Here is a 12,001-nt window from a genome sequence, read left to right as displayed (position 1 = left end):
TCCAGGGGGATTAGCAACGAAGAATACCACAATGTAGGTATGCTCATTCTGCCGTGGAAGGTTCAGAACTGTTGCTATTCCCTCTTTTCCCCAAGGGATATGCGCGGAGAATACCATAATGTTGATACGCTTGTTCGATAACGGTTAAGACAAAGTGAACGATTTACAGACAAAAAAGCACAAAAATGCAACATCAGTCACAGGAGCCCGCGAGGTTAGCCTGTGGAAACGTGCTGATTTGCAGCACGCCGTGCCGGACATGCTGGCGGAGGAAGTGCCTGTCGCGCTGGTGTACAACGGTATTTCGCATGTGGTGATGATGGCGTCGCCAAAAGATCTTGAACTCTTCGCAATCGGCTTCTCCTTATCCGAAGGGATTATCGAAAACGCATCAGACATTTACGGGATGGATGTGGTCCACTCCTGTAACGGCCTTGAAGTGCAAATTGAGCTCTCCAGCCGCCGTTTTATGGGGTTAAAAGAGCGGCGACGCGCGTTGGCCGGGCGCACCGGTTGCGGTGTTTGTGGCGTCGAGCAGCTTAATGATATCGGTAAACCCGTTGCGCCACTGCCTTTTACCCAGACATTTGATTTGCAGGCGCTGGATGCCGGGCTGGCGCATTTAACCGATTTTCAACCTGTTGGTCAGCTAACTGGTTGCACACATGCCGCTGCCTGGATGCTGCCATCCGGTGAGTTAGCGGGGGGACATGAAGATGTCGGGCGTCATGTTGCGCTGGATAAGCTGCTTGGTCATCGCGCCCGCGAAGCGCAAGTCTGGGCGCGCGGTGCGGTGCTGGTTTCCAGCCGTGCCAGTTATGAGATGGTACAAAAGTCCGCCATGTGCGGCGTTGAGATCCTGTTTGCCGTCTCTGCCGCGACAACGCTGGCGGTAGAAGTGGCGCAGCGCTATAACCTGACGTTGGTGGGTTTTTGCAAGCCGGGCAGAGCGACAATTTATACCCATCCGCAGCGATTAATTGGCGTGTAAATTGGTCAAAAAAATTGAATATTGAGAACAAATCCTTCCGCTTTTTGTTGTGAGTAAACAGGTCTACTATTTATTTCATCGAGGCACGGCGCCTCACTCAAACAAATTAACGTAAGGGTTTATATCATGAAAAGCATCAAAACTTTTGTCGCAGTTATCGCTCTGGCTACCTCTTTTGGTTCTTTCGCTGCACAGTCTGTGACCGCAACTGATTTAACCCTGAGTGGCGCAGAATCGAAAATCGCCGCGCAGGCTCAGCAGGCTGGCGCATCTTCTTACCAGATCACTGAAGCGTATACCGGCAACCAGGTTCATATGACCGCCGAACTGAACAAATAAGTCACGCTGTATTGTCGAAAGAGCGCCTGCGGGCGCTTTTTTTTTGCCTGTTATTCCGCCTGCCGGGTGAGCCGCCAGCACGACACCAGCGTACTGAGAATGAAGGCGCTCTCCATGGCAACAGCCACGGGCGATCCGATCACCATATTATTCACCAGCCAGCAGCCGCTCCCGCAGAGGGTGAGCCGCCGCATATTTTTTGCCGCCGGGTGAAAAGCGGCGCTGGTCATCAGCAGGCTACCGAGTAGCGGTAAAACATCGGTGGGTTGCTGCCAGCTTAGCGCGCTGCACAAGCAGGTTGCGACAATAAATCCAATCTTCATTTTCCGCGCGGTCGTCATGATGGCGGTCAGATAACGGCATGCGGCCAGCGCCATCAAACTCGCGGCTACAGGTGCGTTCAGCAAGCAAAAATGTATCGCCAGCAGGCTGGTGGAGGCGGCAAGTATCGCCAGGGTGATCCGCCGGCGGGCAAACTGAAACGCCAACAAATCAAAAATGAAAGAAAAGCCAGCCAGCATTTGTGATAACCAAAAAGCGCTCATCATCGTCTCCTCGGGTGCGAGATGACGGCGATAGTAGCGACCCGGCGGCAGGCTTTCGTTAACCTTTGTTAAGACGCGCGCGGATGCGCGACAAGCTCACCGGCGAGATCCCGATATAACTGGCGAGATCTTTTTGCGTTAATTGTGCCTCCCATGCCGGGAAATGGGTCTGCACATAGCGATAGCGTTGCTCCGGGTTATTGAGCAAAAACATCTGCTCCTTCTTCTCTTTAAAGATCAGTTGCTGGCGCAGGAGCGCTATTTTGGCGGCCTGATGTTCTTCTTGTTCCAGTAAACGCAGCGGTACTTCGCAGAGCGCGCCTGACGTCAGCATTTGCAGGCTGTAATCCGCCACGCTCCCGGTTAGCCAACTGAGATAGAGAAAGCAGCACTCGCCGGGGAAATAAAACTCTTTGATCCGTTCGTTCCCCTCCGGTGAATGCCAGACCGCCCTGGCAATACCCTCCTGCAAGACAAACATGTTTTGTTGCCTGTCACCCTGCCTGAGCAGGGTTGTTGTCGGGCTGACCTGTATCGTTTTTCGACCCGCCAGCAGCGGTGCTAATTCAGTCGCTATCATCGGAAACTCGTTTGTTCAGTAATTTTGAATTTTAACGGCAAATACTTCCGCTTTTTGTTGTGAGCAAACAGGCCTATTATTTATTTCATTGAGGCAGAACGCCTCACTCAAACAAATTAACGTAAGGGTTTATATCATGAAAAGCATCAAAACTTTTGTCGCAGTTATCGTTCTGGCTACCTCTTTTGGTTCTTTCGCTGCACAGTCTGTGACCGCAACGGACACCACACTTGCCGGCGCCGAAGCGAAAATTGCTGCGCAGGCTCAACAGGCTGGTGCATCTTCTTACCAGATCACTGAAGCCTATACCGGCAACCAGGTTCACATGACCGCTGAACTGAGCAAATAAGTAATGTTGTCCTGTCGAAAGAGCGCCTGCGGGCGCTTTTTTTATTTCTGCGATGGGATAATAGCGTATTACCGGGGACGTAGGTGTGTGCAGTAATTACCTGAAGTGTTTTTAAAAGATCCATAGATGACTGAAATGCCCAATGACATATAAAAATGTCGTCGGGCATTATTATTATGGGCGAATTAAATTCACATCCTTATTATTACCATGCGTTATCAGTAATAATAAAATTACGCGGTAAGTGAATTATTGATTAAATGTGTAGTTAACAATAACCTGGCTTGATTGCCCATTTGCCGTCAGCATTTTACCGGTGCCATTTACGCGAGCATATAGACTGATTGGTTGGTTCGGTGCGATATTATAAGGCGTGAAGTCAACGTTGCCTGAACGTGCATTAGAAACGTCCATGCAAGTATTACCGTTGTTATAGCATAAATAAACCTGCATACCCGCCGGGTAATAGCTGTAAGTCCATGTGTAATAAACCATGCCGACTTTACCGGTTGACGGCGTTCCGGCTGTAACCGGGAAGGCTTTGTTATACCATTGGTTTTTTACTGAAACTGAGGGTGCAAGCATTGAGCCGACTGAAGTGCCACCCGTTGCGAATGCGCTTGAAGAGATAAACATTAAACCTGATAAAGCCAGCAGGATCGATTTCCGTTTCATTTAAAGCCTCATTAAAGAGTAAGCTAACTTATATCCATGATATTTACCTTAAATCATGGGAATTATTGAGTTGCCCTGCGTGAACACAAGGTAACTCAATAATTCTTATTTGCCAGCTCTAATTTCCGTTTGCCCGTGGAAAGCTAGATAATATATTTATTTTTGTCAATGCTTATTGTTTTAATTAAGTGTGGCTTAATTGCTGTTTAATATTTAAATATGTTGGGTAAAGTGTGCCAAATACCTATCGGCGATTGCGGTTAATTCTTTAGATATCAATTTTGGTAGGTTTTGTTGAAATGCATTCACGGCAAAAACACTAAAGGTTTCGTTTTTCTGGCCGTTAATATTGATATGTAGTTCACACCATATCCGTGTTCTTCAGGATGAATGATTGGCAAACATGGAACGGTTGCACGACTCAGGGATAAGCGAAACTCACCACACGACATCTGGCGCTGATTTGATACGCCTGGATTCGGTGACTTATTCCTACGCCGCTGGTGCCGCGCGGCAGACTATCCTGCACAACATTTCGTTATCTATCCCCTCCGGGCAAAGTTGCGCCATTGTTGGCGCGTCTGGCTCGGGGAAAAGCACGCTGCTTAATCTGCTGGGATTGCTTGATACGCCCACCTCCGGGCGCGTGATGTTTCATGGCGAAGATATGTCCCGCTGCGGCGCAGACGCTCGCGCGACGGCGCGTAATCACATCATTGGTTTTGTCTTTCAGAGTTTCAATTTACTGCCCCGGCTTACCGCGCTGGACAATGTTGCTTTGCCGCTGCTCTATCGAGGCGTACTGCGTCATGAAGCACAGGACGCTGCCCGCAAACAGCTTCAGCGCGTGGGGTTAAGTGAACGCGCGCACCACCGCCCTGCGGATTTGTCCGGCGGGCAGCGCCAGCGTGTGGCCATTGCCCGCGCGCTGGTTGGCGAACCGGCGTTGCTGCTCGCCGATGAACCCACCGGTAACCTTGATAGCCAAAACGCCGCTGACATCATCGACTTACTGCTGGCCCTGAATCGCGACAGTGGTACCACGCTGGTGCTGGTAACGCATGACGATGCCATTGCCCGCCGCATGTCGCGCTGCATTCAGGTGGCTGACGGACGGATCAACGAGGCAACGCATGTCTGATCTTCGTCTGCCCGCCGCAATCCGTGTTTCTCTGTCTTCACGCTACGGAATGCCGTGGCTGCAACTTTTGCTGGAGTCGCTGGATAACCTGCGGCTGTTAGGTCGCCGCGCGGTGCTGGCGCTGTTGGGCATCGCAGTGGGCTGCGCGGCGGTGGTGGCGTTGCTGAACATTGGCTACAACGCCGAACGTGAGGCGATGAGCATTTTTCGCGGTATGGGTAGTGAGTTACTGGTTGCCAATATTCAGCAGCCTGTCGGTTCCGGCAGAAAACCGCTGGTCGCGCCCGCCGATCTGGATATTGATGCCTTGCATCAACAGATACCGGAGATTGACGCGGCCTCTGCGCTCGTTCCCAGTAACACACAAGCGCGTTTTAATGGCCGAACGGCAGCGGCAACGCTGGTCGGTAGCGGCGCTGAACTGCCTTCTGTGTTGCGACTGCAACTGGAGCAAGGCCGCTTTTTGAGCCGCTTTGATGCGCAGAGCACCTACGCCGTTCTCGGGGCCAATGTCGCCGCACAATGGGCCCAGCCCGACCGCCCCGTCCTGCTGGGCGACCGCATTCAGATTGGTGGTTATCTCTTTGAGATAGTTGGCATTCTGCGCGCGCAAGGACCAAACCCGATCATTCCTGTCTCCATAGATGATGCCATTTTGCTGCCGATAACCGGTATGCGCCGGGTGATCGATTTTCCGCAAATCACTGGCGTCGCGGCGCGTAGCCGCAGCGGTGAACAACTGGAGCACATCGCGCCCAGGCTACAGGCGTGGCTCAACGAAAAGATGCCCGGCTTCGAGGTCAATGTGCAGGTTCCTCAGCAGCTGCTGGAAGGCATTGAGCAGCAGTCGCGCCTGTTTTCAGGGTTGCTCGCCGGGCTTGGCGGCATCTCGCTGTTGGTTGGCGGGGTGGGCGTGATGAATGTGATGGTGATGAATGTGTCGGAGCGCCGCCGGGAAATTGGTGTGCGCATGGCGCTGGGCGCGCGTCCGCGCGATATCGCGATGCTCTTTTTGCTGGAAGCCATTGTGCTAGCGACGGCAGGCGCGCTGCTTGGCGCGGCGGCGGGTTTCGCGGTGGCGTGGCTGTTTGTCTGGTTTTCTGGCTGGTCTGATTTTGCCTTATCCGCCGCGGCGTTGCCGTTGGGCATTGGCAGCGCCATTGTTATTGGGCTGTTTTTTGGCTTATCTCCCGCACTGGCGGCGTCCCGGCTGGAGCCGGTGGAGGCGTTGCGCGATGCGTAAAAATGTCTGGCTGATATTCCTGGCAAGCCTGAGCGTTTGCCCGGCGCGTGCGGAAATGCCGGTGAACCCTTCCCACGCCACGCGAGACGGCGAGACAGCGCGTATTGCGCTGAAAGGCGACAGTATCGATCTCACCCTGAGTGATGCCATCTATCTTGGACTGCGTGATAACCGCGCCATTCGTAGCGCGTATCTCGACAGGGTTGCGCAGAAATTTGACCTGCGCGTGGCCGAAGATCGCTTCACGCCAAAACTGGTACTCTCCGGTAATTATCTCTCCACGCGCAACCAGGATGACCGCTACCGGCAGGGAAACCTGACGCCGACCTCCACGCTGCTCACCCCTTACGGCACGCGCGTTAGCCTCGGCTGGACATATCAACACACCGACGCCAATGTGGCGGGGTTATCCCACAACGATGGCGCGAACTTTTCTGTTATTCAGCCGCTGTTGCGCGGTGCGGGTAAAGATATTGCCACCGCGCCGGTTCGCCTTGCGCAGATGACTGAGCAAATCAACCGCTTGAATTTGAAGTCCACCGTTTCGCAGACGATCACCCAAATTATCACCGCTTATCGCGATTTGTTGCTGGCGCAGGAGCAGTTAAAGATTGCTCAGGATTCGCTGGCGCGGGCGCGCCAGTTGGTGGAAGTGAACCAGGCGATGATCAGCGCCGGGCGCATGGCGGAGTTTGAAATTGTGCAAACCGAGGCCGAAGTGGCCTCACAAGAACTGGCGCATGAAGAGGCGCGAAATCGGGTGGATATGGCGCGGCTGGCGCTGTTGCAACTGCTGGCGTTGGATCTGCATGCGCCAATTGTCGCGACCGAAGCGCTACAGGCAAAGCCTGTCGAGGTGCAGGCCGATCGCGCGTTGAAACAGGCGGAGGCGTCGCAGCCCGCTTATCTGGCGCAGTTGCTTGTTGGTGAACAGGCTGCGATTAACCTCGCCGTCGCCCGTAATGACCGGTTGTGGGATGTTTCGCTGGTCGGCGGCGCAACGCAGCAGCGTAACCGTGCGGCGCGAGGCGATGGCGCGCGCAACTGGGATAACTATGTTGGGGTTCAGGTGGAGATCCCCATCGGCGACATGACCGCCCGGCAGGCGGAAGTGCAAGCGCAGGTTAATGTGCAAAATCAGCAAATCCAGCTGGCGGAAGCGCACCAGCAGCTTGACCGTGATGTCACCAACGCCGTGCGCGATATGGGCACCCGCTGGCGGCAGTTTGAGATAGCCCAACGCGCACGGGATTTGTCACGCCGCAAACTGGAAATTGAACGGGAAAAACTCACCGCTGGCCGCTCCAGCAACTTCCAGGTACTGAGCTTTGAAAACGATCTTCGCAACGCGGAAAACGCCAGGCTAAATGCGCTTATCAGCTATTTGAATGCGCAGGCCGGGCTAGATCAAACGCTGGGAACCACGCTGCAAAGTTGGGATATTTCGCTCAATGATTAAGTTTCTTACGCACAAGCAACGCCTGCTTTTACTGCTGACACTTGCGGTAGTGGTTGGCGGCTCGCTCTTATGGTGGGTAGTCTCACGCGAACCGGAAAGTCGCGCTGCGCAGGAAGTCTGGCTGTCGGTTCAGCCACAGCGGCTTGAAAACCAGTTGGGGCTGGTGGGGCGTATTCAGGCGGCTCGCCAGCAAACCCTTGCCGCGCCGTTTGACGGGGTGATCCGTGAAATCGCGGTTCACGAAGGGCAGCGCGTTGAAAAGGGGCAAGTGCTGGTAGTGCTTGATCCCGGACAGATTGAGATCCAACTTCGCCAGGCGCAGGCGGATCTTTTGAAAGCGCAAAAAGAGGTGGCGCTGTTTCGCAACTGGAGCAGCAGCCCGGATGTTTCACGTGCCAGGCGCGTGGTGCAGACCGCACGCGCGACGCTTTCCAATACGCAGGCCAATCTTCGCGATACCACTGCGCTTTTTAAGCGCGGGATTGTCGCCCGTATGGAAGTCGATGCGCTGACGCAGCAGGCACAAACGCAGCAGCAGGATCTGGCGGCCGCGCAGGAAGAGTTACACACGATGGAAGCGCGGGGTAAAGGCGAGGACAGCAAAATTGCCGATATGGAACTGGCAAATGCGCAGGCTCGCTACGCAACACTGAAAGCGCAGGTGGAGCGACAAACAATACGTGCGCCCTATGCCGGTTTTATCGTGCGCCCGGTCGCGCCGGATAGCGGTAAACCGGTGACTCTTCAGCCGGGTTTGTCAGTGAGCCAGGGTGCGGCGTTGTTAACGGTGACAGGGCTGGACACGATACAGGTAGTGACTCGCGTCGAGGAATCGGATCTCCACCAGTTAAAAGAGGGGATGCCGGTTAACATCACCGGTGAAGGGTTTGCTGGCAAAACGCTCAGCGGGCAGATCCGCGAAATTGGCGTTCAGAGCAGCGCGGCAGAGACGCAGGGCGCTTATTACGATGTCACGGTGTCGGTAAACACGCCGCTGGCGGATTTACAGCAAGATATTCGGCTGGGGATGAGCGCCCGGCTGGCGGTGATCACCTGGCAGAACGAACACGGATTCGCGGTGCCTGCTCAGGCGTTACATGTCGATCCGCAATCGGGTTCGCGTTGGGTGCTCTGGCGAGCCTCGTCCGGTGCGACACCGCGCAAAGTGGTGGTTACCACCGGGCAGACGGTGGCGCAGGGGGTGGAAATCCACGGGATTGACGCGGGGGAAGTGCGCGTTGAAATGGGCGCGCAGGGCGGTTCGGCTAACCCGGTTTCCGTGAGTATCCATTAACGCGCCCGTTCCTTATGCGATTCCGGCAAGGCGCAGCAGCGCGGTGACGACCGCTGCGGAGAGGATCACCACAATCAGCGGCATTTTGCGCCAGGCGAGAAACAACGCGAAAAGCACACCCAGTACGCGCGCCATGCCAGCGAAATGCCCGCCTTCATAGAGCATCGATGCCAGCGCGACCGCGAAAAGCAGGGTGGTTGCCGCATCCGACAGCAGTGCCTGAGAGTGCTCGGAAAGCGCCAGCCGGCTGCCGAGTTTTGCGCCACCAAGGCGCATCAAATAGGTGCCGATAGAAAGGATGGCGATACCGCCGATAATGAGCGCAACGCTGGCCATTATTTCTTCCTCGTCAGTAAGCCAAGTAAAGAGAGCAGCACCGGTAATCCCACTGGCGCAAAGGGAACGGCGGCGAGCGACAATACCGCGCCGCTCGAGGCGCGGATCAGCGTGGTGCGCTTTTTCAGCGCCGGCAATACCAGCGCCAGCAAAATTGCCGGGAAAACCGCATCCAGACCGATGGTTTCCGGTGCGGGCAGCAATTTACCCACCGCCGCACCCACCAGTACGCCAGCGGGCCACAATAGCGCTACCCCTAAACCACATAGCCAGTAAGCGGCTTTACGTTGCTCGGCGGTGGGCTGTGATAAGCCGAACACGACGCTTTCATCATTCATGATGTGGCAGCCGAGAAAACTGGCCGCACGTTGACCTACCAGTTCACGCACCGTGACGCCAAATGGGATATGGCGGGCGTTAACGAGCAGACCCGCCAGAGCCGCAGCCAGTGGATTGCCGCCGCTGGCGACAATACCGATAAACATAAACTCGGATGCGCCAGCCAGCACCAGGGTGGAGAGCGCCAGCGGCACCCATAAAGGAAAGCCGTAAGCCATGGCCAGCGATCCGTAAGAGACGCCGACGACGCCCACTGCCAGGCAGACCAGGAAGATAGCTTTTACGGTGTCGCCTTTCAGCGAGGCGAAGTGTCTGGTGAACATCTCTCTTTACCCATATCGAACGTTTATCCATTATAATGAACACACCAGAATCGTTTTTCAACAAGAACGATTCGTTCGATTAAATGAACAGTGGGGTGTTTATGACACAGCCAATTAGCATCATTGCCAAAAGTCTGGTGCGTGAGCGACTGCGAACCGGGCTTTCGTTGGCGGAGATTGCCCGCCGGGCGGGTATCGCCAAATCCACGCTTTCACAACTGGAAGCGGGTAACGGTAATCCTAGTCTGGAAACGCTTTGGGCGCTCTGCGTCGCGCTGGATATTCCCTTTGCTCGCCTGCTGGAACCGCAGAAACCAACCACGCAGGTTATCCGTCGTGGCGAAGGCACAAAAGTGACCGCCGAAGGGGCAAATTACCAGGCGATATTGCTTGCCGCCTGCCCGCCCGGCGCACGACGCGATATCTATTTATTGTTCACGCAACCTGGCGCCGATCGGATCTCGAATCCACATCCGACAGGTTCAGTGGAGCACATTATTGTGACACAAGGGCGCGCGCTGGTAGGGCTGACGGAAGCACCGGAAGAGTTAGGTGAAGGGGATTACATTTGTTATCCGGCGGACAGGGAACATATCTTTAAAGCGCTGGAAGCAGATACACAGGCCATTCTGGTGGCTGAACAAAATTAATCCGCTTTAATTCCACCCAACAATAATAAAAACGGATAAAGATAACAGAGAGTGGAACAATTTAATTGTTCCCTTTACATGTTTTAATATTTTTAAGATTCTTCATTTTATTTTTCTTTGTGAATATTCTGATTAAACACTGATTTTAATGAATTAAATCATCGAGTTACTTAAATCCATATTAAACTATATTGCTGTTTTAATTAGGTTTTTAATTTGTTTTTTATAGTTCTTACGAATGGTTGTTTGAGTGTTATTTATTATTTTTATGTTATAGATTAGTTCCATTAAACGCCCTCTCTTAATACCTTTACATCAATATTAAGCCAGTGTAATTTACTCGCGATATTAAATTGATTGAATATATATCAATCAAGTGTTTTGGGGTTGTTAATATTAATAGTGAGGCGAGTTTATGAATAAGTTGATAAATGTGTTTGCAGCGACGGCTATTTTTTCGTTAAGCAGTTCTGCTTTTGCAGCGACATCAAATAACACCGTGCGTTTTATGGGTGAAGTTAGCGAACAGACCTGTGATATTAATATTAATGGTAGTAGTACATCGCCGATTGTACTTTTACCTACCGTCAGTGACAGTCAATTAGCGTCTTCCGGTTCAACAACAGGTGATACGCCGTTCACCGTGACGCTTTCTGGCTGTGGCGGCGCACAAGCATCCAATGCCGGTATTGTTTTTGTTGCCAACGATATTGATGGTACGAATTTGAAAAATACCGCGAGCACTTCACCGGCAACAAACGTTGCGATTCAGCTGATGGAAGGGGCGAGTGCGCTGGACTTTACGGGAAATAAAGCCCAAACCGCGACGCAATCTGTCGGCGGAGCCAACACTACCGTAACTTATGACCTGGCAGCACGTTATTACGCGACCGGGCAGGCAACGCCTGGCGCAGTTGAAGCACAAGCGCAATTTGCTGTGACTTATCAATAATCTTTCTTAAAGCGCTGCATTATGCAGCGCTTCTATGCGGCTTATATCAGTATGTCGAAATATATATCACTGACAGCATTATTATTTTTTATTGTCGGAAATGTTTGCGCCAGTGTGACGATGGTCGGGACGCGAATTATTTATCCTGCTGACATAAAAGAAAAGGGATTAGCTTTTACTAATACGGGCAATGAACCTGTTTTAGTGCAAGTTTGGGCGGATAAAAATAATCCACAGTCAACACCGGAAACGGCTGATGCGCCATTTCTTTTGATGCCATCGATTTTCCGTATTAATCCAGCTACTGAGCACACATTACGGCTGAAATTTACCGGGGCACAACTTCCTCAGGATCGGGAATCTCTTTTTTGGTTGAATTTTTTACAATATCCGGCAAAGAAAACGTCTGAACGTGGGCAGAATAGTTTAACCATGCTGATAAAAAGCCGACTAAAAATTTTTTACCGCCCCGACGGTATTACAGGAGATGCTAACCATTCTCTGGACAATGTAAAAGTGACATTACATGGTCAAATTGTCGAAGTGAATAATACGAGTGCTTACCATATTTCTGTGATTAGCGCGTTCACTGAAGAACGGGAAAAGAAGCATCCAATAAAATTCAAGGGAATGATTGCGCCACGATCCACTACGCAGTGGACTCTCCCGACGCAAGGCGGGGATAAATTAACGATTAATGCAATAAATGATTATGGTGGAGTATTTAGTAAGTCGTATTCTTTAGTTAAATAAATCTTCCGCCCGGAAATATAAAACATTATTCA

The 12,001-nt window shown here is 52.6% G+C and carries 15 protein-coding genes; 10 read left to right on the top strand and 5 right to left on the bottom strand.

What is annotated here, in order from left to right; translation table 11 throughout:
• Nucleotides 1–154: 154 nt before the first annotated feature.
• Both fdhD and BN2591_RS18435 read left to right on the top strand, forming a co-directional pair.
• A complete protein-coding gene (gene fdhD, locus BN2591_RS18440; RefSeq protein WP_086873331.1) occupies nucleotides 155–991 on the top strand; it encodes a formate dehydrogenase accessory sulfurtransferase FdhD in 837 nt (278 codons plus the stop codon).
• Between the two features lie 126 nt (nucleotides 992–1,117).
• Entirely contained in the window at nucleotides 1,118–1,330 is a 213-nt protein-coding gene (locus tag BN2591_RS18435) for a YdgH/BhsA/McbA-like domain containing protein (RefSeq protein ID WP_086873330.1), read from the top strand.
• Nucleotides 1,331–1,380: 50 nt separating this feature from the next.
• Here the strand turns inward: BN2591_RS18435 and BN2591_RS18430 are convergent, their stop codons facing one another.
• Both BN2591_RS18430 and BN2591_RS18425 read right to left on the bottom strand, forming a co-directional pair.
• Nucleotides 1,381–1,875 carry a YgjV family protein gene (locus BN2591_RS18430; RefSeq protein ID WP_086873329.1) on the bottom strand — a complete coding sequence of 165 codons (495 nt, stop codon included), beginning with the start codon at nucleotides 1,873–1,875 and terminating at the stop codon, nucleotides 1,381–1,383.
• A 58-nt stretch (nucleotides 1,876–1,933) separates the two neighbouring features.
• Nucleotides 1,934–2,455 carry a Crp/Fnr family transcriptional regulator gene (locus BN2591_RS18425; RefSeq protein ID WP_025263778.1) on the bottom strand — a complete coding sequence of 174 codons (522 nt, stop codon included), beginning with the start codon at nucleotides 2,453–2,455 and terminating at the stop codon, nucleotides 1,934–1,936.
• A 136-nt stretch (nucleotides 2,456–2,591) separates the two neighbouring features.
• On the opposite strand from BN2591_RS18425, the gene BN2591_RS18420 reads away from it, so the two are divergent.
• Nucleotides 2,592–2,804, top strand: a complete 213-nt coding sequence (locus BN2591_RS18420) for a YdgH/BhsA/McbA-like domain containing protein (RefSeq protein WP_086873328.1) — start codon at nucleotides 2,592–2,594, stop codon at nucleotides 2,802–2,804.
• Between the two features lie 249 nt (nucleotides 2,805–3,053).
• Here BN2591_RS18420 and BN2591_RS18415 read toward each other — a convergent pair whose 3' ends face one another.
• Entirely contained in the window at nucleotides 3,054–3,479 is a 426-nt protein-coding gene (locus BN2591_RS18415; protein ID WP_017459684.1) for a flagellar protein FlhE, read from the bottom strand.
• 403 nt (nucleotides 3,480–3,882) lie between these two features.
• On the opposite strand from BN2591_RS18415, the gene BN2591_RS18410 reads away from it, so the two are divergent.
• From BN2591_RS18410 to BN2591_RS18395, 4 genes are read left to right on the top strand one after another with little or no spacing between them, the layout of a single operon-like run.
• Nucleotides 3,883–4,620 (top strand): ABC transporter ATP-binding protein, encoded by a 738-nt coding sequence (locus BN2591_RS18410; protein ID WP_244173030.1) that lies wholly within the window; start codon nucleotides 3,883–3,885, stop codon nucleotides 4,618–4,620.
• Nucleotides 4,613–5,863, top strand: a complete 1,251-nt coding sequence (locus tag BN2591_RS18405) for an ABC transporter permease (RefSeq protein ID WP_086873326.1) — start codon at nucleotides 4,613–4,615, stop codon at nucleotides 5,861–5,863. The genes BN2591_RS18410 and BN2591_RS18405 overlap by 8 nt, the downstream gene beginning before the upstream one ends.
• Nucleotides 5,856–7,322 (top strand): TolC family protein, encoded by a 1,467-nt coding sequence (locus BN2591_RS18400; RefSeq protein ID WP_086873325.1) that lies wholly within the window; start codon nucleotides 5,856–5,858, stop codon nucleotides 7,320–7,322. The genes BN2591_RS18405 and BN2591_RS18400 overlap by 8 nt, the downstream gene beginning before the upstream one ends.
• Nucleotides 7,315–8,616, top strand: coding sequence for an efflux RND transporter periplasmic adaptor subunit (locus BN2591_RS18395; protein ID WP_086873324.1), 1,302 nt, complete (start codon nucleotides 7,315–7,317; stop codon nucleotides 8,614–8,616). The genes BN2591_RS18400 and BN2591_RS18395 overlap by 8 nt, the downstream gene beginning before the upstream one ends.
• Nucleotides 8,617–8,628: 12 nt before the next feature.
• Here the strand turns inward: BN2591_RS18395 and BN2591_RS18390 are convergent, their stop codons facing one another.
• Both BN2591_RS18390 and BN2591_RS18385 read right to left on the bottom strand, forming a co-directional pair.
• A complete protein-coding gene (locus tag BN2591_RS18390) occupies nucleotides 8,629–8,952 on the bottom strand; it encodes an AzlD domain-containing protein (protein ID WP_017459679.1) in 324 nt (107 codons plus the stop codon).
• Nucleotides 8,952–9,614 (bottom strand): AzlC family ABC transporter permease, encoded by a 663-nt coding sequence (locus BN2591_RS18385; RefSeq protein ID WP_017459678.1) that lies wholly within the window; start codon nucleotides 9,612–9,614, stop codon nucleotides 8,952–8,954. Before BN2591_RS18385 ends, BN2591_RS18390 begins: the two co-directional genes overlap by 1 nt.
• A 101-nt stretch (nucleotides 9,615–9,715) precedes the next feature.
• Here BN2591_RS18385 and BN2591_RS18380 point away from each other — a divergent pair, with 101 nt between their 5' ends.
• The 3 genes from BN2591_RS18380 to BN2591_RS18370 all read left to right on the top strand — a co-directional run bounded on the left by BN2591_RS18380 (nucleotide 9,716) and on the right by BN2591_RS18370 (nucleotide 11,969).
• Nucleotides 9,716–10,264: a helix-turn-helix domain-containing protein gene (locus BN2591_RS18380; RefSeq protein ID WP_086873350.1), complete on the top strand. Its 549-nt coding sequence runs from the start codon at nucleotides 9,716–9,718 to the stop codon at nucleotides 10,262–10,264.
• 415 nt (nucleotides 10,265–10,679) lie between these two features.
• Nucleotides 10,680–11,216 (top strand): fimbrial protein, encoded by a 537-nt coding sequence (locus BN2591_RS18375; RefSeq protein ID WP_086873323.1) that lies wholly within the window; start codon nucleotides 10,680–10,682, stop codon nucleotides 11,214–11,216.
• Between the two features lie 21 nt (nucleotides 11,217–11,237).
• The gene (locus BN2591_RS18370; RefSeq protein WP_086873322.1) at nucleotides 11,238–11,969 is read left to right on the top strand and encodes a fimbrial biogenesis chaperone; all 732 of its coding nucleotides are present in this window, start codon (nucleotides 11,238–11,240) and stop codon (nucleotides 11,967–11,969) included.
• Nucleotides 11,970–12,001 lie beyond the last annotated feature (32 nt).

The organism is Kosakonia pseudosacchari (assembly GCF_900184035.1).
Lineage (GTDB): Bacteria > Pseudomonadota > Gammaproteobacteria > Enterobacterales > Enterobacteriaceae > Kosakonia > Kosakonia pseudosacchari.
The sequence above is the reverse complement of the archived record's forward strand: the minus strand, read 5'-3'. Positions and strand labels throughout refer to the sequence as shown.